Raw genomic sequence first — 25961 nt, 5'->3', positions numbered from 1 at the left:
AGCTTGACTGGAAAGAGGATATGAACTTCAAGCTCAAAAACGGAGAAACGATCCATATCAATGTCTTTTCCCTGGTCTACTCGTATTCCCGTTTCAAGGTCTTCTATCTTTCCTTGAGCCGGAAAAGAGATGTTCTTCTCCATCTTCTCGATCAGGCATTCGAAACGGCCGGAGGCGTGCCGAAAGCGCTGAAGACAGACAATATGAAAACCGTTATGGATGAACCCAGAACAGCGCGTTCGAAAGGAAAAGTCAATGCCAGATTCGAGCAGTTCGCCAAAGACTACGGATTCGAAACGAAGCCCTGCACAGCGGGGCATCAGAACAAATGGAAAAACAAATAGAGCAGTGAACGCCACTGCTCTATTGATTTTATTTAATTTTCACATTGAATCACCGTTGTGACTCCTTGCTTGACATCTGGATTTGGATAGGTGATGACATTCATATTAGCTGAATTGGTCACGATCATCGGTGTCGTCAAATCGACGCCTTCGCTTTGAAGATAAGAACGATCCAGCCTCACAAGCGGCGTTCCTGTCTCTACGATCTGCCCTTCTTGCACAAGGATATCAAATCCTTTTCCCTTCAAATCAACGGTATCCAATCCAATATGGATCAAGACTTCCACACCATCTTCATTCATCAAACCGATCGCATGTTTCGTATTGGCGATCATGCACACTTTTCCATGACAAGGCGAAGCAATAAGATCTTCCGTAAAGCGGAAGGCGACCCCATCCCCCATCATCCGATTTGAGAAGACAGGATCATTCACATCCGACAAAGAAATACACTCTCCATTGACTGGCGCCATCAATTGAACACTTGAAGGAATCGCGTTTCCATCAATTTCGACTTCTTCCTCTTCTCGTACATCTTTTTGAGTCACAAACATTTTCGTGACCACAAAACCACCAACATAAGAAATACACAATCCAATAAAGAAGTTAAGCATGCTTCCTACCCCTTGCATCAGTGGGATTGCCACAAGACCACTAGGCCCCCAAGCATTCGCCATAACATGCGTCAACATAATATATGCGCCACCAAAACCAGCACCAATTCCAGCTGTGATAAACGGTTTTCCTAATGGCAACGTCACTCCGTAAATCAATGGCTCCCCAACACCAAGGAAACCAGCCGGAAGCGCTCCAGTAATGATCGTCTTCAAACGCTCGTTCCCTACTTTTTTAGCCATTAAATAAATCGCGATCGCAGCCCCAACTTGTCCAGCGCCACCCATTGACAAAACAGGAAATAAAGAAACACCACCCATTTGCTCAAGCTGGATCGCATAAATTGGAATCAATCCATGATGTAATCCAAGCAAGACCATCGGCAAAAACAAAGCAGCCAACAAAAATCCACTTAAAACACGAACCAATGGATGCGTCGAATTAATAATCAGCGTCAACCCCGAAACAAGCGCGTCGCTGGCAACCCCCGCCAAAGGCATGATGATAAAAATAAACAAAACACCCGTCACCAACAAAGAAACAAACGGAGTCACGATCAAATCAAGAACATCCGGCACATGCTTTCGCACTTTCTTTTCTATGATCGACAAGATCCAGACACCAAAGATCACACCAATGATCCCGCCTTTGCCCGTCGTTAAAATTGATTCCAAAGGTTCTGTTTCATTATACAAACCAACCATTTTGGAAATTTCCACCAAATTGGCGCCAATACTGATCGCCCCGATCATCCCGCCAAAAGCAGGCGTGGCCCCAAACACTTGCGCCGCATAAATCCCCGTATAGATCGCAAAATAACCTAGGAACGCTGATCCAAGCAAAGAAAGGATCAACTGAAGCATCGTGAAAAATTGTCCAGACACGACACCATCCGCCATCATCTGCGCAAGCAGACTCGCAAATCCATTAAACAATCCGGCCGCGATAATCGCTGGAATCAGCGGAACAAAGATCTCCGAAATCAATTTCAGTACTTTTTTCAACTTACTTTCCTTTTGCGCGCCTTTGATCTTCGCCTTGTTTTCTTCCCAAGACCCATCTTGACTGTTTTTAGGTAATCCAAATTCCTCAATACACAAATCCGTCACTTTTTTGACTTTACCAGGACCAAGAACGATCTGGATCGCTTCTCCCTCCTGCACAAGGCCCAAAACACCATCCAAATTTTTAAGACCCTTTTGATCCACACGTTTTACATCTTTTACACTCACACGCAACCGTGTCATACAATGCGCCGTCTTAGATACATTCTCCTTGCCGCCAAGAAGATCTACGATCTGTTTTGCAATCTCTAGATTTGTCATCTTATTGTTCCTCCTTGACTAGTTTTTGAATTTGTCCTCCCGCTTGTTCTAAAGCGGCTTCCGCCTCTTCCTTCGAACAACCCAACAAAATCATCACGATCGCGTTTCTTACCTGACCTTGCGCCATCTCAAGCGCCTTTTGCGCTTGCTCTTTCGAACAATCCGTCACAGACATGACAATATTGACTGCACGCGTCTTAAGCTTCTCATTCGTCATTTTCACATCTACCATATAATTTTTGTAAACCTTACCGATCCGGATCATGCTCAACGTGCTGATCATATTGCAGATAAGCTTTGTCGCTGTCCCCGCCTTTAAACGCGTAGAACCCGTGAGCACTTCTGGCCCCGCGATTGCTTCGATCGTCAAAGGACAAATTTGAGAGATCGGACTCTTTTCATTACACACGATCGCCGCCCTATGCGCTCCAATTTGACGCGCGTACTCAAGAGCCCCAATCACATATGGCGTGCGTCCGCTCGCCGCCAATCCGATCACCACATCCTCTTTACTCAAATGAATCGCCTCAAGATCGGCGCGCCCTTGCTCTTTCGAGTCTTCAGCACCTTCTACCGCTTTTACGAACGCGTTTTCTCCTCCCGCGATCAAACCAATCACTGTTTCATAATCTACGCCAAATGTTGGGGGACACTCGACCGCGTCCAACAAGCCGATCCGGCCACTCGTTCCCGCGCCAATATAGACGATTCTTCTTCCTCGTTCTAAAGCGTCGCTCGTCATTTCGATCACACGCTCCAAACGATCATATTGACTCTCAATACATTTGACAGCCTGTAAATTTTCCTCATTCATAATTTCAATGGCCTCTCGGATCCCCATTGCGCTTAATTGTTTCGTTCTCGGATTTTCTTGCTCCGTTGTTAGTTTGCTTAAGTCGATCATCTCTGATTCCTCCTGCCTCCAATTTAAACAATCCACCATTTATTCACAATATTTAGAGCTAATTATGAAACATTATTTCATCTCTTTGAACTTTTCTTCTCTCATTCCGACCATTATTTCAAAAAAAGTGAAACCGCTTTCGACTTCACACTTCCTCTTCCGTTTCTTTTTCCAAGAGCTTGTTCGTAGAGACGATTCTCGCCATCGCCTTTTCCTTTTCCATCGACACGTATGTATTATAAACAATATCGACGATCGACAGCTGAGAGACTCGGCTAGAACTCGCCGCGATCCGCAAAGGCTTTTCGATCGTTGGCACATACAAGATATGGTCGCTCATCGCAGCAAGACGATTCCTTCCATACTTCGTGATCGCGATCACGATCCCCCCACACAGTTTCACATTCGAAGCGACCTCGAGGATCTCCCGTGTTTGTCCCGAATAAGAAATGATGATCGCGACATCCCCAGGCTCTAGATTCGTCGCGCTCATCAACTGCATATGCGTATCCTCATACAAAAACGTCCGCTTATTGACTCGCTCAAATTTCTGCTGAAAGTCTTTGGCCACTAAATAACTCGCCCCAATTCCATATAAATACACAAACCGGCTTTCCAGAAGCAAACCAACGATCCGCTCAAGCTCCTCGAAATCCAACAAATTATAAATATTTTCAATCGCCGCAATATTCGCATTCAAAACTTGAGCCACCAAATCTGGAATCCGCTTTCCCGAACGAGCCTCCAAATTCACTTGCCGAAGCTGCTTAGAAAAATTGATATCATTTCCAAGCGCGACTTTCAGCTCTTTGAAACCAGAAAACCCATTCTTCTTGCAGATCCGCACGATCGTTGCCGCGCTGCAAAAACACGTCTTTGCTAACGTATGAATATCGATACTGATCGTTTCCTGTGGATGATGGATCATAAAACGTAAAACTTCCTTTTCGCTTTCTGTCGCCTGATGCTTATAATACTCTTCCAAACGATACAACCCTTTTTTCATGGGTATCCTCCCTCTATTTCAGCAACCGATCGATTTTGCCATCCACCTTGTCTAATAGCGCATAGGCTTCTTCTTTCGAACACTCTTTCATCCGCATGACGATCGCGCACTTCACATGATAGTCGGCCTTCTCTAGTGTCTCGTACGCTTCCTGTCTAGAACAGCCAGTCGTATCGCATACGATCCGCACGCCCCGATCCACGAGCTTTTCATTCGACATCTGCACATCCACCATATAATTTTTATACACTTTACCTAACTCCACCATGCTCAATGTACTGATCATATTGCATACAAGCTTGGTCGCCGTTCCCGCCTTTAGACGAGTCGATCCCGTCAGTACTTCCGGACCAGACAACGCCTCGATCGTCAAAGGACATTTTTGAGAAATCGGACTCTTTTCATTGCATACGATAGCCGCGATAGAAGCCCCGACCTTGGAAGCATACCGCAGTCCGCCGATTACATACGGTGTCCGTCCGCTCGCTGCCAAGCCAATCACCAAATCATTCGGACACAAATCGATCTTTTCCAGATCCCTCCGGCCATTTTCTTCATGATCTTCCACACCCGCATGCAAAAAGCCATCCGGACCACCCGCTAATAAGCCAAGAACTCTTTTAGGCTCGAGGCCAAATGTCGGAGGACACTCCAACGCATCCAACCAACCAATCATTCCACTCGTTCCTGCCCCCATATAAATAAGACGCCCACCACGCTTCAGCGCCTCCACACACTTTTCGATCACCCTCACGATCTTATCGTATTGCGATCCAAGACAATCGAGCGCCCTATAGTTTTCCTCATTCATCAAGCGCACTTGCTCCCGAGAGACATCGCGCTCAAATCACGAGAACGCTCATTCGCCCGCTCCGTGACCAAGAGTTCAAAATTCTCCATACCTTATTCCACCTTTTTTTCATTATACCAAAGAAAAAGAGAAGCTCTTTCGAACTTCTCTCAACAGCTAGATATAGGTGTCCCGATTTTGTCCCTTATATAAAAAGCGTCTTACTTCCATGATCTTCTTCGGTCCTTCATCATCTATGACAACATAATAAATCACGAAATTTTTTATATAAATACGATAATATGGATATCTCCTTATTTTTAACGAATGGTAAGGCTCAAAAGACTCTGCGTTTGGCAAACGTTCAAAAATAGCTGATTCTACTAAATCCAAAAGATGATTCGCCACCTCTGGATTCTTTAGTGTTTCAGAAATATAAATTACTTTTTCTTCTAAATCTTCATAAAATAATGGCAAATAGCGCAAAATATACGATGAATCAGCCATTAACTTTTCTTCGCAACGATCCGAAAACTTCATCATGCGTATAACGTCTTCCATCTCTTTCAGCCGCCAAATCAGCTTCATCCATTCTGTATTCAGCCATATCCATCAATTTAGAATACTCTTCAAGACTAAGTACCACCATAGCGCCATAACCATTTTTAGTCAAATATACAGGTTCGCCAGAATTTACAATTTTCTCTATCTCCGAAAATTTATTTCTCAGATCGGAAACTGGTTTTATTTGTATCATCGCACTTCTCCTTATCATAATTTCGTTGATATTTTATCTTAATTTATATTATATCTGTCCATTGAAACGATACAAGAGATAAAATTTCTTTCACAAGAAAAAGAGAAGCTCTTTCGAACTTCTCTAGCTACGCTCTTAAAGAATCTTTGATCGTTTTGGCAAGCTCGTCCAGCTCTTCTTCCTGCCCTTCTTTCAAATGCGAAGCGATCGTGATCCGATCGTTCAAGACCGTCATCTGCTTCATCTCATCATCTAAGAACTCAGAAATCAAATCGCCCGAACGGATCGCCCACGACCCATTCTCGATCACAGCCACTTCCCGATTTTGAACATTCAAAGCCTTCATATCCTCCAAGAAATTTTTCATAACCGGGAAAATGCCCAAATTATATGTGCACGATGCCAAGACAAGATGACTATTTTTGAACACCTCGGAAATCAAATACGAAACGTGCGTGTTCGAAACATCAAACACTTCGACATTCTCGACCCCCAGCTCGCAAAGCTTGCTCGCCAACGCTTGCGCCGCCTGCTCCGTATTTCCATACATCGAGGCGTAACAAATCACGACACCCTTTTGTTCTGGCTCGTAATTCGCCCAATGCTCGTATTTATCCAACAAGTAACCAAAATCACTGCGCCAAACTAAACCATGCAGCGGACAAATGAACTTGATCTGATCCAAAAGTGGCGCCGCTTTCTTCAAGATTTTACGAATATGTGGACCATACTTCCCAACGATATTGGTCAAATACCGCCGGTTTTCATCGATCCACTCCCGATCGTAATCCACCTCGTCATTGAACAATTTACCATCCAACGCCTTGAACGAACCAAACGCGTCCGCGCTAAAGAGCGCGCCATTCGTAAGATCCAACGTCACCATCGCTTCAGGCCAGTGCACCATCGGCATAAACAAGAACGTCAACGAATGATCGCCAACCTCCACGACATCCCCCTCATTGACTACGATCTTTTTATCCTCGTCGATCTTGAAACCAAACTGCTCCGCCAATTGAAAACCCTTCTGATTTCCGATGATCTTCGCGTTTGGATACGCCTCCAACACGACTTGAAGACTAGCCGCATGATCAGGCTCCCAATGATTGATCACAATATAATCTAGATCTTCGCCATCCAAAACATACTCTATGTTCTCCATCATTTGCCGACACGCTTCCCAATCCACCGTATCAAACAACACATTCTTTTCACCCTTCAAAAGATACGAGTTATAGCTCACACCCTCAGGAATCGGATGAATATTTTCAAACAACGCCAAACGATGATCGTTGACCCCGATCCAATATAAATGATCCGTAACTTCTCTAACAATATGCATGCTCATTCTCCTTACGCCTTCTCAAAATTCGCCTTGATTTCCGAACATTCAGGACATACCCAGTCTTCCGGAAGCTTCTCGAACGGAGTGCCGGCCGGAATTCCATTCGCCTCGTCGCCAACCATCGGATCGTACTCATAACCACAACCATCGCAAACCATGATCGTATAGTCCGGCTTTTCCTTCTTTGGCGTGGCCCGTTTGATCTTCTTCATTGGAGGCGCCGGCTGTTTTTCACCCGTATCCAACGCTTTTGAAAGAAGCGGCAAGATCTCATTGACATCGCCCACTATACCATAATCACAATTTTTAAAGATTGGCGCGTTCGGATTTTTATTGATCGCCACGATCGTCGAAGCGTTCGTGATCCCCTTCAAATGCTGAACAGCCCCTGAAATACCACACGCAATATATAAATTTCCATTAAACTTTTGTCCCGACATGCCCACATACCGGTCGATCGGCACATATTGAAGCGTCTCCGCCACCGGACGCGAAGAACCAATCGCAGCCCCGCACGCTTTGGCAAGATCCTCGATCAAAGACATATTTTCCTTTGGACCAATTCCCTTGCCGGCCGAAACGACACGCTCCGCCTTCGTGATCGGCGTATCCATCGCGATCCCGACCGTAAAGTCATAACCATCCGCCTTCAAATTCTCGACAAGAGCATCCACTCTTTCTTGGGCAGACCCTTTTTTATAAATGACCTTCTTACGCGGACCCGTAATATTTTTGGCAGCCTTTGTCGGCATAGCGCCTGCGCTCTTTTCCTTTTTAGGCGGTTTTCCCAAAAGATAGGACGAAATAACGACACGCATGATCTCGTTGGTTCCTTCATAGATCTGCGTGATCTTCGCGTCCCGATACATCCGCTCTACATCCATGCCTTTCAAGTAGCCATTTCCGCCATAGCATTGGATCGCCTCTTCAGTAACTTTCACAGCCGTATCGGAAGCGTATTGTTTCGCCATCGCCGCCTCCATGCCATACGGCTCGTGCTTTTCCTTCAATTCAGCAGCGCTATATACAAGCATCCTAGCCGCTCGGATCTGTGTGGCCATATCCGCCAGCTTAAAAGAAAGACCTTGCTGGAAAGCCACCGGCTTGCCAAACTGAACACGATCCAACGTATAGTTTTTCGCGCTCTCAAAAGCGCCTTGCGCGATCCCTAAAGCTTGCGAAGCGATCCCGATCCGACCTCCATCCAACGTAGCCATCGCGATCTTGAAGCCTTCGCCCTCTTTTCCTAACAAATTTTCTTTCGGCACTTTCACATCATCGAACAAGAGCTGGGCTGTTGCCGAAGAGCGGATCCCCAACTTATCGTAATGATCCCCGATCGTAAAGCCTTCCATTCCTTTTTCGACAATGAACGCGCTAATTCCTTTTGTTCCGATATTTGGTGTCGTGACCGCGAACACCACATACGTATCCGCCTCGCCACCATTGGTGATAAAGATCTTTTCGCCATTGAGAATATAATGATCCCCCTCTAGAACGGCTGTCGTTTCCGTACCACCCGCATCGCTTCCCGCATTAGGTTCTGTCAAACCAAACGCGCCAATTTTTTCTCCTTTAGCTAACGGTGTCAAATACTTCTTTTTTTGTTCTTCGGTACCAAAGGCGAAAATCGGCCAGCTGCCTAACGAAACGTGCGCCGATAAAATAACGCCCGTTCCTCCATCCACTCTAGACAGCTCTTCGACCGCGATCGAATAACTCAAAACATCCTTCCCCATGCCTCCATACTCTTTAGGATAGGGAATACCAAGCCAGCCCTTTCGGGCCATTTTTTCTACGACATCCCGTGGAAAATGGTTTTCGCGATCCCATTGGAACGCGTAGGGCTTGATTTCGTTTTCCGCAAATTCTCGGATCTCTGCACGCAATTGTTCGTGCTCTTCACTGCATCGAAACATCATTTCCTCCTTATTTATCGTGTGATGGACTTACTTCTTCAAAAAGCGAAGCGATCGTCTTAGAACGATAGATCGAATCGACTTGGGCCTGAATCGATCGCAAATGCTCGCAAACCATACATCGACTCTCATGACACGCTCTCCATTCGCATTGATACGCAGGCTCCAAACAGGGACTGATCGACTCTCTTTCATCCAAGATCTGCATTAGATCATACAAACTAAGCAAACCAAGATCGGCGATCAAACGACTCCCTCCTCTTGCCCCAGGAATGTTCTGGACCACATTCGCCTTATGAAGAGAATTCAAGATCTTATGGGCAAAAGGCTTCGGAATACACGCAAGAGCACATAGGGAAGATGTCGTGTGAAGCTCTTGATCCTGAAGCGCCCGCAGCAAACGCAACGCATAATCAACTTTTCGATTCATAGTCTCACCTTTCAGCCTCACTATACCAAATGTTGACTTTTTTAGTCTTCATTTTCTTACCCACCGATCATTTTTGGCTTTTTAACTGGAATAATCGGTCGTATTCCACAAACAACCCACCATTGTTTGAAAGTCTTCCTCGACTTTTGTGGTAGAATACAATACCGAACACGGATCTATGATCCGCCCATAAGGAGATTTTTAATGATGCAAATCGAAAAAAGAGACCATCAACTCCAAACGTTCGATGGTCATAAAATAAAGAACGCGATCTTAAAAGCGTTTCAAAGCGTCGGATCCACGATTTCCCAAACTCATTTAGACCAAATCGTCGAAACGATCGAAACCGAAATCAAAAACGCGCCAACAATATGCACCGTCGAACAGATCCAGGACCTTGTCGAAGAAGAGCTCATGCGCTTCCATTATTTCAAAGAAGCCAAAAGCTACATCCTCTATCGCGACAAGCGCTCTCAAAAGCGCGCGATCCTCGAAAAATTCAAGGAACGCATCGACGATCCAGAAATCGTCGCCTTGATCAAAAGGACGCAAAACGAATTCGAAAACGCCTCGTTTCTCGACCTCTTCCATAAATTTCAGACGTACGATCATCCAAACCTCACTTCAATGGAGGCGCTGGATATTTTGATGCGCTGCTGCGTCGAACTCATCAGCATCGAAAGCCCCGATTGGGAAATGATCGCCGCCCGTTTCTTGATGTGCAAGCTCCACCGGCTCACCCACCACTATTGGAGCCAAAAAAACGCCCGCACGTTCTATGAAAAAATCAAGATCATGGAACAAGAAGGCTATTATGGAAGCTACATTCTCGAAGCCTATACCCAAGAAGAAATCGACGAACTCGAACGAGCGCTAAAACCAGACCACGACCTCTTGTTCACCTATAGCGGACTTGATCTATTGGCCAAACGCTACTTGCTCACCTCCCACGACCACCAGCTCATGGAGCTTCCCCAAGAAATGTTCATGGGCATCGCGATGCATCTAGCCATTCCAGAAGGCGAGCGCAAAGTCGAATGGGCCAAGAAGATCTATACGGTGCTTAGCACCCTAAAAGCGACCATGGCCACCCCAACGATGGCCAACGCTCGCAAGCCTTTCCATCAAATGTCTTCGTGCTTTATCGACACCGTCTCAGACTCGCTCGATGGAATTTATAAAAGCTTGGACAACTTCGCGAAAGTCAGCAAATTTGGCGGAGGCATGGGCATGTATTTTGGAAAAGTGAGGGCGAGCGGCTCGACGATCCGCGGCTTTGAAGGGGCGGCTGGCGGCGTGATCCGCTGGATCAAGCTTGTCAACGACACAGCCATCGCCGTCGATCAACTTGGCGTCCGCTCAGGCGCAGTGGCCGTCTATTTAGACGCTTGGCATAAAGACTTGCCAGAATTCTTAGCCCTACGCACGAACAATGGCGACGACCGCCAAAAAGCCCACGACGTCTTCCCTGGCATTTGTTATCCGAACTTGTTTTGGAAGATGGCTGAAGAAAGTCTCGATCAAATGTGGTATTTGATGGATCCTCACGAGATCCATGAAGTCAAAGGCTATCATCTTGAAGATTGTTTTGGCCCGCTTTGGGAAGAGCGATATTGGGATTGTGTGGCAGACCCGAAAATCGACAAACGCCCTATTCTTTTAAAAGATCTTGTCCGCTTGATCATCAAGTCGGCTGTGGAAACAGGAACGCCCTTCACCTTTAACCGCGACATTGTCAATGAAGCCAATCCAAACTCGCATAAAGGAATGATCTATTGCAGTAATTTGTGTACGGAAATCGCGCAAAACATGTCGCCTCTTTACCATATCGAGCAAGAAATCAAAGACGAACAAGGACAAAGCATCGTGGTCGACACGTATTTGCCAGGCGATTTTGTCGTGTGCAATCTAGCCAGCTTATCGCTTGGCCATATCGATGTGAACGATGACCAAGAACTTGAAGATGTGATTTCCACGATCATTCGCGCGCTAGACAATGTGATCGAGCTCAACTACGCGCCGATTCCTTTCGCCAAGATCACCAACGCCAACTATCGCTCGATCGGATTAGGAACGAGCGGCTATCATCATATGCTCGTCAACAACAAGATCCGTTTCGAAAGCCAGGAACACTTGGACTTTGTCGACAAGCTGTATGAAAAGATCAATTACTATACGATCAAAGCGAGTCATCAGCTCGCCAAAGAAAAAGGAGCGTATCCAAACTTTCATGGGAGCGAATGGGAAAGTGGCGCCTACTTTAGAAAGCGACATTATGAAGGCGAGGCCTGGGAAAAATTGCAGGAAGAAGTCCAAAGAGAGGGTCTTCGAAACGCTTACTTGCTGGCGATCGCGCCCACCTCGTCGACCTCGATCTTAGCAGGAACGACTGCGGCGATCGATCCGATCATGAACAAGTTCTTTTTAGAGGAGAAAAAGGGCAGCATGATCGCACGCATCGCGCCCAACTTGAATCCCGAAACGTTCTGGTTCTATAAGCAAGCGCATCATATCGATCAGTCGTGGCTCATTCGCGCGGCTGGCGTGCGCCAAAGACATATCGACCAGTCGCAATCGGTCAATTTATATATCACGAATGAATACACGTTGCGCCAAGTGTTGAACTTGTTCATTGAAGCGTATCGTGAAAATGTAAAAACGTTATATTATGTACGAAGCAAGTCACTCGAGGTGGAAGAGTGCGAATCGTGCTCGGCTTAGGAGGAAATTATGGAATTAAAAAAGAAAGCGCTCTTTAATGAGCATGGCGATATTGAGGTCAGAAAGCGGCGCATGATCAATGGCAATACGACAAATTTGAATGACTTCAACAATATGAAATACAATTGGGTGTCGGATTGGTATCGGCAGGCGATGAACAATTTTTGGATCCCTGAAGAAATCAATATGAATCAAGATATCAAGGATTATCGTAAACTTTCCGTATCTGAAAAGAGCGCGTACGACAAGATCCTTTCGTTTTTGATCTTTTTGGATTCGTTGCAGACAGCCAACCTTCCTTATATTGGGGAATACATCACGGCCAACGAAGTCAATTTATGCTTGACGATCCAGGCGTTTCATGAATCGGTGCATTCGCAAAGCTATGGGTATATGCTCGATACGATCTGCTCGCCCCAAGAGCGTACGGAAATCTTGTATCAATGGAAGGAGGACGCCCACCTTTTGGCGCGCAATAAATTCATCGGCGACCTTTACAACGATTTTCAAGAACACAAAGACGCGTTCACCTTCATGAAGGTGCTGATCGCCAACTTCATTTTGGAGGGAATCTATTTCTATTCTGGTTTCATGTTCTTTTATAATTTAGGACGGAATGGAAAGATGCCTGGCAGCGTGCAGGAGATCCGCTATATCAATCGGGACGAGAACACACACTTATGGTTGTTTCGAAATATGATCGTCGAACTGCAAAAAGAAGAGCCTTCTTTGTTCGATGAAGAAAAGAAAGAAGTCTATCGGAACATGATCCGTCAAGGGGTGGAGGAAGAGATCCGCTGGGGCCATTATGTGATTGGAGATTCGATTGGCGGCTTGTCCTCATCGATGATCGAAGACTACATTCATTATTTAGGCAATCTTAGAAGTGAAAGCATTGGCTTAGGTGTTTTGTTTGAAGGTCATGAGAAGGAGCCGGCTTCTATGGAGTGGGTTTCTCAATATTCGAACGCGAATTTGATCAAGACCGATTTCTTTGAAGCTAAATCGAGTGCTTACGCCAAGTCGAGCGCGTTGGTGGACGATCTATAATCACAATTTTTTAGAGCTTCTAGCCATTTAGGTTAGAAGTTTTTTTATCGAGCAAGCATCCTTCTTTATTGGGATTCTGTGCGTTGGTATAATTTTTTCAATAGATGGGAGGTCATTATGCAGGAATTTCATTATTTAGACCACTTTTTTAATCATGGCATTCTTTTTTGTGGTGAAAATATCTTAGTTGTTTTATCCATCGTTTCCTTGATTTTAGGCATTTACGCGTGTTTTCGGGGTGTGGAGAATTTTAGAAGCGTGTTTGGCGTGATCTTGGCATGTCAACTTGAGATCTTGCTCATTCGGCGTTTTCCTTTTATGTTTCCGCATGCAAATCAAGATCCGTTCTGGTTTTTGATCCTTTGTTTTGTGTTGTTCTGGATCGAGATGTCCATTTTTATCAAGCTCAGTTTTCTATTGTGCGGATATTTAAAACGGATCTTGCATATTGGAGAGCCGACCTATCCTCAACAAGGGCGTGTGCTTTTTGTTGTCCTCTTTGGTTTGATCGTTGTTGTTTACAATCAGTTTCGGCTTGGTTGGTTCAACTCTTCTCTCAATCTTGTCTTTGGGGTGGTTTTGTTTTTGGCGGGCGTTTTTGTGCAAAACAGCCGTATGAGGCAAAAGCCGATATTCTATCCGACTTATCCGGATCTTTTGCGTTTGAAAAGAGGCGATATCGATGAAAAAGAATAAAAAGTGGTTTTCTTTGTCTTCGGTCTATCAAATCGCGTTGTTTTTTTCTTCGCTTTATATTTTGTGGCGCGTCTTGTTTACGATTCCTTCCGTTTCGCAGCCATTAACGTTCGCGTTAGGGATCTTGTTGTTGGGGATCGAATTAGTAGGATTGATCGAGTTCATGGTTAATTTCAAGATCATGTCGAACAAGAAAAACTATCCTTTGCCTTCGATTCCTGAGGATCCGGCTTTATTTCCGGATGTGGATGTTTTTATCGCGACTTACAACGAAGACGAGAGATTGTTGTATAAGACGATCAGCGGGTGCAAGCGGATGCTGTATCCCGACAAAAGCAAAGTTCATATTTATTTGTGCGACGATGGACGGCGCGTCACGGCAAAAGAGCTTGCCGAGTCGATGGGGATCGGTTATTTTACGCGCGACAACAACGAAGGGGCGAAGGCGGGAAATTTGAACAACGCGCTCAGACAGACGAGTTCGCCGATCATCGTGACTTTTGACGCGGATATGATTCCTCATTCTTCTTTTTTGATGAAGACCGTTCCTTACTTTATCGACGCCAAGCTTCGCAATGAGGGGAAAGATAAGTCTGAACAGATCCCGCTTGGTTTTTTACAGACGCCACAGACGTTCTATAATTGGGACTTGTTTCAGTATCACTTGTATGCGGAACAAGATGTAGCCAATGAGCAAGATTATTTTTATCGTGAAATCGAAGTGGCGAAGACCAATTCAAATAGCGTGATTTATGGCGGATCGAACACGTTGATCAGTCGGGAAGCTTTAGATTCGGTTGGCGGCTTTTATACGAAAGCGATCACGGAAGATTTTGCGACGGGATTATTGATCGAAAGGAATGGATTTGTTTCGCTCGCGATCTCGGAGCCTCTTGCTTCGGGGCTTGCGCCAGAAGATCTTCCAAGTTTGATTCAGCAGCGGATCCGTTGGGGGCGTGGCGTGGTGAATGTCCTTTATCAAATCAATTTGTTTTTTACAAGTCGTTTCTCTTTTGCGCAGAAGATCAACTATTGGACGTCGATCCAATATTGGTTTTCGCCATTTTCCAGATTTTTCTATATCTTGATCCCGATCATTTCGGGTCTTTTGGATATTTCGGTCGTTCGGACTCCTTTATGGGTGGCTTTGTTGTTTTGGATCCCGATGTATATGGCGGACAGCTGGGCGATCCGCCGGCTTTCGAGCAACATTCGAACGAGCTTGTGGACCAATTTATATGAAACGATCATGTTTCCGTTTTTGATCGGTCCGATCTTTCTAGAATTCATCGGGATTTCTTTGAAAAAGTTCAAGGTGACAAAAAAAGGAATCGAGAGCGCGGAGCATTTTCAATGGAAGTATATTTTGCCATTTATCGTTTTGTTCCTTTTGACTTTATGGAGCGGAGGTCATATTTTGCATGCGATGTTGCACCATAAAATCTATGGGGGCTCGATCACATTGTTTTGGCTGAGCTATAACGCGATTTTATTGTTGGTGGCGATCTTCTTCTTTATTGGCCGCCGAAAAGGAAGTGTCGTTTCGTTGCAGAAAGCGGCAGTTCTAGGGATCCTCAAACAAAACGATTCGGTTGTCGAGGGGGCGATTGCCGGTTTGAGCGAGAGCGAGCTCGAGATCATTTTTGATAAGGAGCCAACAATCAAAGCGGAAGAAAAAGAGTATCTTGAAGTGATCTATGAAGGACATTCTCTGTTGTTGCCCGTTCGTTTGACAAGTTCTTATAAAAGTCAAGGCTTGAAGATCTACCGTTTCCATATCTTAGAGAGTCATCAAAAAGAACTGCAAGACAACTATGATCAATTTTTGAAGCTTGTCTTTGATCGTCATATTCCAAGCAATCCTTCCAAGTCGGAGCATCTTTTCTTCCCTTTGATGTTCCGGCATATTCAAAAAAGCATGAAAAACCAAAAAATCGACAAATCATAAAGCCAACTTGCGCGTTGGCTTTTTTTACAGAAATACTTTGTCGGTTCCATGAAGAATTTGTATACTTAAAGAAAAGAAGGGAACGGGGGACGTAAGTTGATGAAGAAAAGACAATATCCTTTTTTATTGATTGGTTTAATGGCTCTATTTGTCTTGCCAATCTATTTTTATTATATTTCTTCTACACAGCCAATAAAACGCTTTGGTGTCAGTTATATGACGATGAACAATCCTTTTTATGAAGTCATCAACAATGAGATGCGCAAGCAAATCGAAGCGCGTGGCGATCAGCTGATCGTGCGGGATCCTCTTTTAAATGAATCCAAACAACAAGAACAAATCGAGCAGTTCATCGATATGAAAGTGGATGGTATTTTTATCAATCCTGTCGATTCTAGATCGCTCGAGCCTACGCTTGCCAAAGCGAAGCGGGCAGGGATTCCGGTGATCGCGATCGATGTTCCTTTAAGCGATTCGACTTCCTTGCTTTCTACAGTCGTATCCGACAATTATGGCGCGGGCGTTCAATGTGCTAGGCATATCATGTCTCATTTTGATCATGCAAAGATCGGCCTTTTAAAACATTCTTCTGTGCAGTCTGCTAGCGAGCGGATCCGCGGCTTCAAAGAGACGATTGCTTCCGATGATCGGTTCCAGATCGTCAATGAGGCGCAATGTCTTGGTCAGCTCGAGATCGCGATGCCAAAAACGGAGGAAATGATTGCCAAGACTCCGGATATTTCGATCATCATGGCGCTTAACGATCCTAGCGCTTTAGGGGCCAAGGCGGCCTTAAAGAATATAGGACGGAAAGATATTTATATTTATGGGGTGGATGGAACGCCAGAAATGAAGGCGCTTCTCGCGAAGGATCCTATGGTTTTGGGAACGGTCGCGCAATCTCCTTACTCAATCGGTAAAAAGGCCGCTCAAGCGATGTACGATCATTTAAAGGGCGCGCCCGTGTCAAAAAATATCGTGATTCCTGTAGAGATGATCGATCATGATTCGATTGATTTTTATTCGAAGGGAGGCTGGCAATAATGCGGGCGTATTATCGGACGATCGATCGGCTGCGTGCAGGAATGATCGTTCTCAATTATGCGATCATCATGTTGTATGCGAGTGTATGTTTGATTGGCACAAAGTATTTGATCGATCGTCAAACAAGCCTCTCCTTTTTGACTCAGCTTTCTCATATTCCGAAAAATCCGTTGCTGGTTTTTATAGGTTGCTTTGGTTTATACGCTTTGTTCGTCCTGCATGTGGTTAAGAATACGGTATTGACTCCTTTCCTTTTTCGAGATCTTGTGATGGAGTGGATTTTAGCGTATGGGATCGTGCTTTTGCTCAATATGGCGACTCAATCGATCGTGCTACTCGTGATCGTGGATATGATATGTCCTAGACGGCCTTTAAAAAATAAAGAAATATATGAAATCATCGTGTTTTCGATCCTGTTATATATTGGGTCGAACTATGCCCTCATGCAAAAATTTTTTCCGATGAGTGATTTGCGCTCTTATTTTACGATCTTTTCTTCTTGGACTTCTTCGATCTTGCTTCTATTCCGTTCTTTGTTGGAAGGGATCAATTTACTGTTGTTCATTATTATCATCGCTTATTTTTTGATCAACCAATACGAAGAAAAAGAAAGTATCGCGCAAGAATTAGATATGGTCAATCAAGTCAACGCCAAGCTTAGAAACTATGCAGCCCTCTCGGAGAAGATCGCCCAAGACAACGAGCGAAAACGAATCGCTCGCGAAATCCACGATACGTTAGGTCATGCTTTGACGGGCATCGCAGCGGGTTTGGACGCTTGTTTGGTCATGATCGAAAAAAAACCGGAACTTGTAAAAACTCAGCTTCAAAAAATTCGGAATGTCGTCACGGAAGGGATCCAAGACGTTCGTGGTTCTCTTGAAAAGCTGCGTCCTGGCGCTTTGGAGGAACATGGTCTGCAAGGCGCGCTGCAGAAAATGATTAATGAATTTATGGCGGTTTCGAATGTCGAGATCAACTTATCATGGCAAATGCCGCGGATTGATTTTGAAAAGACGAAGGAAGATGTTCTTTTTCGGATGATTCAAGAGTGCATCACCAATGCCATACGGCATGGCCATGCTTCGATGATCAATATCTGGATCCAAATGGACCAAAACGATCCTTGTCAGATGCAAGTGATCGTTCATGATAATGGAAAGGGGAGCGCGTCGATCCAACCTGGATATGGATTGATGCAAATGAAGGAGAGGATCAGCACGATCCATGGCACGCTTTATTATGATGGGTCGGATGGGTTTGTCTGCAAAGCTCTCATTCCGCTTCAGAAAGGAGAATTTGATGATTAAAGTCTTGATTGCGGATGATCAGGAAATGATCCGCAGTTCTTTGGAAATCATTTTATCGTGCGAAGACGATCTAGATGTTAAAGGGGTCGCCAAAAACGGGGTGGAGGTTCTTGAATTTCTAGAGCGCGAGCCGATCGACATCATTTTGATGGATATTCGAATGCCGGTCATGGATGGCGTTTTATGTACTAAAAAGGTCAAGAAGCGTTGGCCACAAACAAAAGTCATTATTTTGACAACGTTCGATGATGATGATTTTGTCTTTTCAGCGCTTCAATATGGCGCAAGCGGATATTTGCTCAAGGCCGGGGATCTTGATACACTTCATCACGCGATACAAACTGTCTATTCGGGGGGCGCTATGATCAATCCGGGCATTGCCCGCAAGGTCGTGGATCTATTTTCCCAGCGGCAGAATACACCCATCATCCAAGTGGAAGAAGAAAGTGTCAATTCCCTTTCCGAGCTAGAGTGGGATGTCGTTTATGAAATCGGGCATGGATTTTCGAATAAAGAAATTGCTAAAAATCTTTATCTTTCAGAAGGCACGGTTCGTAATTATTTGTCGCGGATCTTAAGTAAACTGCATTTGCGGGATCGGACGCAAGTTGCCATTTGGGCCGTGGAAAATGGGTATATAGGGCGGCGCTCATGATCATGAATAAAAAATGGTCGATCGTGTTCTGGTCGATCGTGATCGTTTCTTTGCTTGCGGGTTTGATTTATTGGCAAACGCCGATCGTGCTTCGTCTTGGTGTATTTATCGGAGGAAGTTGGAATGTTCCTTCCGCTTCTACATACGAGCTTATCGATGGGATCATTGCGCAGTTTGAACAGGATCATCCTGGAGTTCGTGTTCAATACGATGCGGGAATTTCTTTGAATGACTATTCGTCTTGGATGTCGGATAAAATTCTAGAAGGAAGCTGTCCGGATGTGTTTTTACTCATCGAAGGCGATTTGGATCTCTATAAAAAATTAGGGGTCTTAAAAAACCTTGATCCTCTGATCGACAGCGACTTGGGTTTTAGGGAGATTCAATATAATCCAAACACCCTCTCTCTTGCTTCCGATCGAGGCCATCAAATCGCTCTTCCTATGGAATGCAATCCGGATATGATGTTGGTCAACACTTCCCTTTTAAGACAAGAAGGTATTCCCATTCCTGATGAGAGCTGGACGATCGACGATCTTTATACGATTTGTCAAAAAGTGAGTCGTGATAAAGACAAAAATGGCGTTCTTGATCAATTTGGGATCTATGGATATTCTTGGGAACATGCATTTGATGCATTCAATGTAGAGATCTTAGATAGCGAGGGCGCCTTCCAACTTCATCAAGATCCTTTCAAGCAAGCGATCACTTATTTGAAAGAATTAAAAGATCTTCATCATGGTGTAGAACCCACCAAAGAGGATCTAGATAGCGGAAAGGTCGCGTTCGCGCCCATGAGCTATGCGGAATTTGTGACGTATAATCCTTATCCGTGGCGGATCAAGCGGTATTCAAATTTTGATTGGCAATGTCTTCCGATGCCGGCCAATTCATCCAACAGCGGGTTTTCTGGAGGTTCTTTTCTTTATATGGGTATTTCGAGTCGGACTTTTTTTTCTGATTTGTCTTGGGATCTTCTAAAAGCGTTTTGCTGCGACACCAAGAATCAAAAAGAAATCGTCTTCAATGGATTGGGGATCAGCCCCTTCGTTCTCGATGAGTCGAATGGCGATGTTTCGTTATATTATGAGCAAATAGGCATTTCCTCTTCTTTGATCGATTTGATCATGCGCAAGAAACCACGACCAAATATCGAAATAGATCCGCCTGCGGATCTGATCCTTGATTCAAAGATCAAGGAATTGATCGAAAACGAGGACGACATCGATCTTTCTTTGATCGAGCTGGAAAAAGAATTGAACAATGAATAACTCTTTTTTATCTCATAAAAAAAGCCTTCGATTGGAAGGCTTTTTCGATTATTGTGCTGTTTTCTCTTCTTTTTCTGCTTCGATCGGGAAGCGTTTGTAGAGCTTTGTCAAATGTAATAGCTTTTGCTGGATGGCATCATCCAGTTGTCCTGGAAGAAGGCGCCACTGCCAGTTGCCACCAAGACGTGAAGGCACGTTCATCCGTGATTCCGAGCCTAATCCCACTAAGTCTTGCGCGGTCAAGATCGAATAGTTCGATGGCGATTTCATGACTTCCCGGATCATGGCCCAATTCATGTTCTTTGGATCTTGCAAGTCCATATAATCCATGGCGAGCTGCACATCGTCTGGATGCGCCGTATTGACCCAACCCATGATCGTGTCGTTATCATGCGTTCCTGTATATGCGACCGAATTTTCTGGGTAGTTGAATGGATAATACTCGCCATTGGCGGAATCTCTAGAGTCGAATGCGAACTGCAATATCTTCATGCCCGGGAATTTTGTGTTCTTGAGCAGATCTTTGGCAGATGGTGTCAAGAAACCAAGATCTTCGGCAATGATCTTCTTCTTGCCAATCGAATCTTCCACCGCTTTGAAGAGGTCGATTCCTGGACCATCGACCCATTCCCCATTGCGGGCTGTATCGTCTTCGTAAGGGATCGCATAATACGAGTCGAATCCTCTGAAATGGTCGATCCGAACGATATCATAGAGTTTTGTCGCATAATCGATGCGATCGATCCACCATTTGAAACCGTCTTCTCTTTGATTCGACCAATTGTACAATGGATTTCCCCAAAGCTGTCCATCGGCGGAGAAAGCATCTGGCGGACATCCCGCTACTCGTTTTGGATTCAAATCTTCATCGAGTTCAAAATATTCTGGATGAGCCCATACGTCGACCGAATCGCGCGCTACATAGATCGGAAGATCGCCAATGATCTCGACACCCTTGTCGTTGGCGTATTTTTTCAAAGCGTTCCATTGTTTGGTGAAGAAAAATTGAAGGACGCGGTAAAATTCATAGTCTTCCTTCAACTCTTCTTTCCATTCTTCCGCTTTTTCTGGAGAATAGAATTTATACTTTTCATCCCAATCCCACCAAGCTTTTCCTTCGTGCTTGTTTTTGAGCGCCATGAACAAAGCGTAATCATCCAACCAATCTGCGTTATTCTCTAAAAATTCGACATATTCAGGATCTGGATTTTCCAGAAAACGATCGACCGCTAATTTCAGCACGTTGAAGCGGTGATTATAAAGAAATCCATAATCGACTTTATCTTTTTCTGTGTCCCAATCTAGCCAGTCATATTCGTTTTGATTCAACAAGCCATTTCCTGCCAGCAGATCAAGATCGATAAAATATGGGTTGCCGGCAAACGTAGAATACGATTGATATGGCGAATCCCCATAGCTTGTTGGATTGATCGGAAGGATCTGCCAATACGTTTGGCCGCTTCCGTTCAAAAAGTTCACGAACGAATACGCTTCTTTGCCAAGAGTCCCTACTCCCCAAGGGCTTGGCAAACTTGTGATAGGTAACAATATACCGTTTTTTCTCATACACTTTACTCTCTTTCTAGCTTGAAAAAAGCTCAATAGACCATTGAGCTTTTGAACGATTATCCTTTGACAGCTCCTGCCGCTACACCTTTGATAATATATTTTTGTCCGAAGATGTAAACAATGATTACTGGAATTACAGTTAACATGATGGAAGCCATCATCGGTCCCATCTCTACTTTACCATAACTTCCGCGGAAATATTGAATCAACATTGGAACTGTTTTATATTTTGTGATATCGAGCACGAGGGTTGGCAGCAAGTAGTCGTTCCATACCCACATCGCCTCTAGGATCGCGACCGAAACCATCGTCGGTTTTAAGATCGGAAGCACGACTTTGAAGAATGTTTGAAGTGGAGTGCATCCATCGATCATCGCGGCTTCTTCGATTTCGACTGGGATCGATTTCACGAAGCCGGCAAACATGAATACAGCCAATCCGGCTCCAAATCCTAAGTAAATGACCCATAAATTAAACGGATTGTTCAGCTTCAGCATATCGGCTGTCTGCGACAGTGTGAACATGACCATTTGGAATGGCACGACCATCGAGAAGACGAACAAATAATATAAGAAGCTGCTGAATTTAGAGTGAACCCGACTAATATACCATGCGCACATCGAGCATAAGATGACGATGGCGACTACAGAAGTCACTGTAATAAAAAACGAATAGAACAAGGAAGTCATGAAGCCAAATGAATTGATAGCTTTCAAATAGTTGATGCTTCCCCCAAAATTGCTTCCATTCACAAGTTCGAATGCCGAGCTTGTCGTGATGGCCGACTCGACCTTGAGCGAGTTCATCAAGATCATAAAGATCGGATAGAGCCACGCGAGCGCGAGTGGGATCAAGATGATCAACAAAATAATGTTGAGCGCTTTCTTCTTTTGAGTCATTATTGTTGTACCTCCTTAGAGCGTGTTGCTTTAAGCTGCCAGAAGCTGACAAGAACGACAACGATCGAGAAGATGACCGCCTTTGCTTGTCCAATACCTTTCCAAAGCTTGCCCGCACGAGCATAGAATGTTTGGTAGATATTGAGCGCCAACATATCCGTCATATGGTTTGGATCGCCCGCTGTCAACGCTAAGTTCTGGTCGAAGAGCTTGAAGCTGTTGGTGAGCGTCAAGAATACGCAAATCGTGATCGAAGGCATCATCATCGGGATCTTGATCTTCCAAAGGATCTGCCAATCGGTCGCGCCGTCGATCTTAGCGGCTTCGATCAAATCATCCGGCACATTCTGCAGTCCCGCAATATAAATAATCATCATATATCCGACTTGCTGCCAGCACATCAAGATGATGATGCCCCAATAGCCAGCGGTTGGATTCAAACGAAGCAAAGGTTCTCCCACTAGCGAAAGAACGCAGTTCAGCAAGATCTGCCAAATATAACCCAATACGATACCGCCGATCAAGTTTGGCATGAAGAAGATCGTACGGAACAAGTTGGTTCCTTTGACCTTTTGTGTGAGCGCCATAGCGAGTGCGAAAGCTAAAATGTTGATCGCAAGCACGTTTACGATCGCAACCATCACTGTAAAACCAGCCGACTTCAAGAATGAAGCATCCGTTAAAGCCGCCACATAATTCGAAAAACCAGTAAATGTTGCATTGCCGACCGTTGTGAATTGGCAAAACGACAAATATAATCCTTCAATAAATGGAACAATGAAGCCGATCGTGAACGCAACAAGCGTAGGAAGTACGAACAACCATCCGTATTTCTTAAGTGTACGTTCCATTATGTTATCCTCCTTAAACTATGAAACAGGCAGAACATCATGCCTGCCTGTTATTTTCGATCAATTATAGACAGCCTATTAACTATTGGCCAAGTCGTATTCTGTTTTCCAGTTGTCTACGAATGCTTCTTCAACCGCTTTCCAGTTGGCATCTGTAGGATCTGCCGCGTATTGAGTTAAAGCCGAACCTAAAGCGTTCTTCCACTCTTCACTTGGCATTGTCGTAAAGTTCCAGCTTACTGGCTTGTAGCCTTCTTCTGTTAATTTCTGATCTTCAACTACGAATACGTTTTCACTAGGTTTAGCATCTTTGAACGGAATGACAAAGCCCATGTCATCAGCCATCGCAGTCGTTCCTTCTTCCGATGTTACGCACCAGTCCATGAAATCCAATGTAGCTTGGATGTCTTCTTCAGAAGCTTCTTTGTTGACTACCCAGTAGTTTTCCGTACCAGTTGTCAAACCTTGTTTTGCTTCGTCGCCTACACCAATGTAGATCGGGATCATCGTCAGATCTTCGGCCTTCATGCCGTCGTTTGTCAAATTCGTATATTCCCAAGAACCATTTTGATAGAATACCGCTTTTTCGCTTTCGAATTCGTTGCGGCTATCATCGCCCGTCTTAGCAGCTAGATCTTTTCCAGGAACTGTAGAATCTGTGATGTAAAGATCGTAGATCTTACGATATTCAGGAAGATAAGTACCTTTGATCGCATCTGTATCTGTGATTCCGTCGTTTTGATATTCGAAGTAGATCGGCATATTGACTAAGTGTGTTTTATAACGCCAGTCAGAAGAAGAATCCATACCTGCTGATGTGAAGGCTGTGAATCCAAGCTCTTTTTCACGTTTCGCGATATCATCCGCAACCTTTTTCAAGTCGTCGAACGATTTGATATCATCCACTGTGTAACCTGCTTTTTCAAGTAATTTTTTATTCACGATCAAACCATACGATTCGATGCAGTATGCGATAGCCGCAACATCATGATCTTCTTTTGGTCCAATGTAAAGCGCGTAGTCATCGCTTGTTAATTGCTTGAACACTGGAGTGTCGTATAAATTATATGCATATTCTTCCCAGTTCTTTAATCCAACAGGACCATTGACTTGGAATAGTGTAGGAGCGCCGCTCTTTCCCATTTCCGACATCAAAGTCGTTTCATAGTTACCCGATGCAGCGGTTACGACTTTCACATCGACACCTGTTTCTTCTGTGTACTTTTTCGCCAAGTTTTGCCATGCTTCATCTTGTTCTGGTTTAAAGTTCAAATAATAAACAGAACCTTTCGATCCATCCGCAGAGCCGGAATCGCCGCCGGAAGAGCTTCCAGAATCAGTTCCAGACGAGCAACCCGTCAACAACATCGCCGCGGCAGCACCAGTTGCCAACAATTTACGCCATGTTTTCATGATCAACTTAAATCCTCCTTTTGATCTTTTTTCTAGCACATTGTAAGCGCTATTTCTTATTCTGATAATAGTCTATTCCAATCGGAAATAGGAGATATATGATAAAAAATGCTAAAAAAGACACTTACGCGACCAATTAGGACACATTGTCGTATAAATATCCACAAAAAACTGATAAATTCCTTTATAAATCCATAGAATGCGGAAAACTTTGTGTATAATATATTTTGGAAAAATGAGGTGTTCTTAATGTTGCTTTTTTCACAATTATTCACGATCGCCTGCTCCGTGCTTCTTCCTCTGGGATGTGCGATCTATCTATGTATACATGAAGAAGGAAAATGGAAGCTTCTTTTGGTGGGAGCTTTGACCTACGTCCTCTTTCAAATGGCACTTTTCTTGCCTACGCTATCTTTATTTACGAATTCGGATGCGGCCCAAAACTGGATCGCTGCCAACTATCCGCTTTATATCGTGTTCTTATCGGTTTTCACGCCGATCTTTAGCGAACTGTTCCGCTGGCTCATGATCCATGTCTTTTCTAGAAACGATACGACTTTGATGGACGCGTTCGCTTTCGGTATTGGATATGGGGGGCTTGAAACATCGTTGACGATCGGAATGAACGTGTTTTTAGGTATGCTCATTGGCGCGGGCAAAAATATTCCCAACATGTCCAATCTGCTTCTTGCCGAAGCGGTCGGGCAAGTGTGCCAGCTCGTGCTTCAAGTGGGCTACACGCTCTTGATCATGCAGATGATCAAGACCAAAAACAAAACCTTTTTGTTTATAGCGATCGGCATTCAAATCTTGATCACGCTTGTTTCTTCTTTGGGACAAAACATCTTTCATTGGAACATTTGGATCTTGCTTTGCATCATGGTCATCTTTTCTTTGCTGGCCGCTATGTATATCGCTCAAGCGTATAAAAACGAAAAAACGACAAAATAAAATGCAAACGATTGCATATTCCCCATCTTTTACAGTTTTAACAGTGCGAAAGGCGCCTATCTCCTTTATTTAAAGGGTTTAGACGCCTTTTCTTTCTTTTATGAATTTCGCCACATTTTTCCCGTTGGCATTTTTGACGATTTTGTTC

22 protein-coding genes and 1 pseudogene are annotated in these 25961 nt (G+C 44.4%); 10 read left to right on the top strand and 13 right to left on the bottom strand.

Going from position 1 to position 25961, the window contains the following annotated elements; genetic code table 11:
- Positions 1-326: pseudogene (locus BO225_RS03150) on the top strand (DDE-type integrase/transposase/recombinase); the annotation flags it as partial.
- A 50-nt stretch (positions 327-376) separates the two neighbouring features.
- Here BO225_RS03150 and BO225_RS03145 read toward each other — a convergent pair.
- The 9 genes from BO225_RS03145 to BO225_RS03105 form a co-directional block, all read right to left on the bottom strand.
- Positions 377-2284 (bottom strand): glucose PTS transporter subunit IIA, encoded by a 1908-nt coding sequence (locus tag BO225_RS03145; protein WP_076340828.1) that lies wholly within the window; start codon positions 2282-2284, stop codon positions 377-379.
- A gap of 1 nt (position 2285) precedes the next feature.
- On the bottom strand, positions 2286-3188 hold the full coding sequence (gene murQ / locus BO225_RS03140) for an N-acetylmuramic acid 6-phosphate etherase (RefSeq protein ID WP_076340827.1): 903 nt from the start codon (positions 3186-3188) through the stop codon (positions 2286-2288).
- A 145-nt stretch (positions 3189-3333) separates the two neighbouring features.
- Complete coding sequence (locus BO225_RS03135) at positions 3334-4194, bottom strand: MurR/RpiR family transcriptional regulator (RefSeq protein ID WP_076340826.1); 861 nt, start codon at positions 4192-4194, stop codon at positions 3334-3336.
- A gap of 13 nt (positions 4195-4207) precedes the next feature.
- Complete coding sequence (gene murQ / locus BO225_RS03130; protein ID WP_198936087.1) at positions 4208-5005, bottom strand: N-acetylmuramic acid 6-phosphate etherase; 798 nt, start codon at positions 5003-5005, stop codon at positions 4208-4210.
- Between the two features lie 156 nt (positions 5006-5161).
- Positions 5162-5491: a type II toxin-antitoxin system RelE/ParE family toxin gene (locus BO225_RS03125; RefSeq protein WP_076340825.1), complete on the bottom strand. Its 330-nt coding sequence runs from the start codon at positions 5489-5491 to the stop codon at positions 5162-5164.
- Positions 5484-5741: a type II toxin-antitoxin system Phd/YefM family antitoxin gene (locus tag BO225_RS03120; protein WP_076340824.1), complete on the bottom strand. Its 258-nt coding sequence runs from the start codon at positions 5739-5741 to the stop codon at positions 5484-5486. Before BO225_RS03120 ends, BO225_RS03125 begins: the two co-directional genes overlap by 8 nt.
- Before the next feature lie 127 nt (positions 5742-5868).
- A complete protein-coding gene (locus BO225_RS03115) occupies positions 5869-7083 on the bottom strand; it encodes an FprA family A-type flavoprotein (protein ID WP_076340823.1) in 1215 nt (404 codons plus the stop codon).
- Positions 7084-7094: 11 nt separating this feature from the next.
- Positions 7095-9008: an acyl-CoA dehydrogenase family protein gene (locus BO225_RS13135; protein WP_076340822.1), complete on the bottom strand. Its 1914-nt coding sequence runs from the start codon at positions 9006-9008 to the stop codon at positions 7095-7097.
- A 7-nt stretch (positions 9009-9015) separates the two neighbouring features.
- Positions 9016-9435: an RrF2 family transcriptional regulator gene (locus tag BO225_RS03105; protein WP_076340821.1), complete on the bottom strand. Its 420-nt coding sequence runs from the start codon at positions 9433-9435 to the stop codon at positions 9016-9018.
- A 207-nt stretch (positions 9436-9642) separates the two neighbouring features.
- Between BO225_RS03105 and BO225_RS03100 the strand changes: the two genes are divergently transcribed.
- The 8 genes from BO225_RS03100 to BO225_RS03065 all read left to right on the top strand — a co-directional run bounded on the left by BO225_RS03100 (position 9643) and on the right by BO225_RS03065 (position 20130).
- Entirely contained in the window at positions 9643-12156 is a 2514-nt protein-coding gene (locus tag BO225_RS03100; protein WP_076340830.1) for a ribonucleoside-diphosphate reductase subunit alpha, read from the top strand.
- A 9-nt stretch (positions 12157-12165) separates the two neighbouring features.
- Positions 12166-13206 (top strand): ribonucleotide-diphosphate reductase subunit beta, encoded by a 1041-nt coding sequence (locus BO225_RS03095; RefSeq protein ID WP_076340820.1) that lies wholly within the window; start codon positions 12166-12168, stop codon positions 13204-13206.
- Positions 13207-13323: 117 nt separating this feature from the next.
- Positions 13324-13902 carry a hypothetical protein gene (locus BO225_RS03090; protein WP_076340819.1) on the top strand — a complete coding sequence of 193 codons (579 nt, stop codon included), beginning with the start codon at positions 13324-13326 and terminating at the stop codon, positions 13900-13902.
- On the top strand, positions 13889-15850 hold the full coding sequence (locus tag BO225_RS03085) for a glycosyltransferase family 2 protein (RefSeq protein WP_076340818.1): 1962 nt from the start codon (positions 13889-13891) through the stop codon (positions 15848-15850). Before BO225_RS03090 ends, BO225_RS03085 begins: the two co-directional genes overlap by 14 nt.
- A 99-nt stretch (positions 15851-15949) precedes the next feature.
- Positions 15950-16894, top strand: a complete 945-nt coding sequence (locus tag BO225_RS03080) for a sugar ABC transporter substrate-binding protein (protein WP_076340817.1) — start codon at positions 15950-15952, stop codon at positions 16892-16894.
- Positions 16894-18204, top strand: a complete 1311-nt coding sequence (locus tag BO225_RS03075) for a sensor histidine kinase (protein WP_076340816.1) — start codon at positions 16894-16896, stop codon at positions 18202-18204. The genes BO225_RS03080 and BO225_RS03075 overlap by 1 nt, the downstream gene beginning before the upstream one ends.
- Positions 18197-18859 carry a response regulator transcription factor gene (locus BO225_RS03070; RefSeq protein WP_076340815.1) on the top strand — a complete coding sequence of 221 codons (663 nt, stop codon included), beginning with the start codon at positions 18197-18199 and terminating at the stop codon, positions 18857-18859. The genes BO225_RS03075 and BO225_RS03070 overlap by 8 nt, the downstream gene beginning before the upstream one ends.
- Complete coding sequence (locus BO225_RS03065) at positions 18856-20130, top strand: ABC transporter substrate-binding protein (protein WP_076340814.1); 1275 nt, start codon at positions 18856-18858, stop codon at positions 20128-20130. Before BO225_RS03070 ends, BO225_RS03065 begins: the two co-directional genes overlap by 4 nt.
- Positions 20131-20178: 48 nt before the next feature.
- On the opposite strand, the gene malQ is transcribed toward BO225_RS03065, so the two are convergent.
- The 4 genes from malQ to BO225_RS03045 form a co-directional block, all read right to left on the bottom strand.
- Positions 20179-21732 carry a 4-alpha-glucanotransferase gene (gene malQ / locus BO225_RS03060; protein WP_269843891.1) on the bottom strand — a complete coding sequence of 518 codons (1554 nt, stop codon included), beginning with the start codon at positions 21730-21732 and terminating at the stop codon, positions 20179-20181.
- A 23-nt stretch (positions 21733-21755) separates the two neighbouring features.
- A complete protein-coding gene (locus BO225_RS03055) occupies positions 21756-22598 on the bottom strand; it encodes a carbohydrate ABC transporter permease (RefSeq protein WP_076340812.1) in 843 nt (280 codons plus the stop codon).
- Positions 22598-23449, bottom strand: a complete 852-nt coding sequence (locus tag BO225_RS03050; RefSeq protein ID WP_076340811.1) for a carbohydrate ABC transporter permease — start codon at positions 23447-23449, stop codon at positions 22598-22600. Before BO225_RS03050 ends, BO225_RS03055 begins: the two co-directional genes overlap by 1 nt.
- A gap of 78 nt (positions 23450-23527) precedes the next feature.
- On the bottom strand, positions 23528-24862 hold the full coding sequence (locus BO225_RS03045; protein ID WP_076340810.1) for an ABC transporter substrate-binding protein: 1335 nt from the start codon (positions 24860-24862) through the stop codon (positions 23528-23530).
- A gap of 249 nt (positions 24863-25111) precedes the next feature.
- On the opposite strand from BO225_RS03045, the gene BO225_RS03040 reads away from it, so the two are divergent.
- Positions 25112-25813: a YhfC family glutamic-type intramembrane protease gene (locus BO225_RS03040; protein WP_076340809.1), complete on the top strand. Its 702-nt coding sequence runs from the start codon at positions 25112-25114 to the stop codon at positions 25811-25813.
- Positions 25814-25961 lie beyond the last annotated feature (148 nt).

The sequence above is a fragment of the Dubosiella newyorkensis genome (genome assembly GCF_001945605.1).
GTDB lineage: Bacteria > Bacillota_I > Bacilli_A > Erysipelotrichales > Erysipelotrichaceae > Dubosiella > Dubosiella newyorkensis.
The sequence above is the reverse complement of the archived record's forward strand: the minus strand, read 5'-3'. Positions and strand labels throughout refer to the sequence as shown.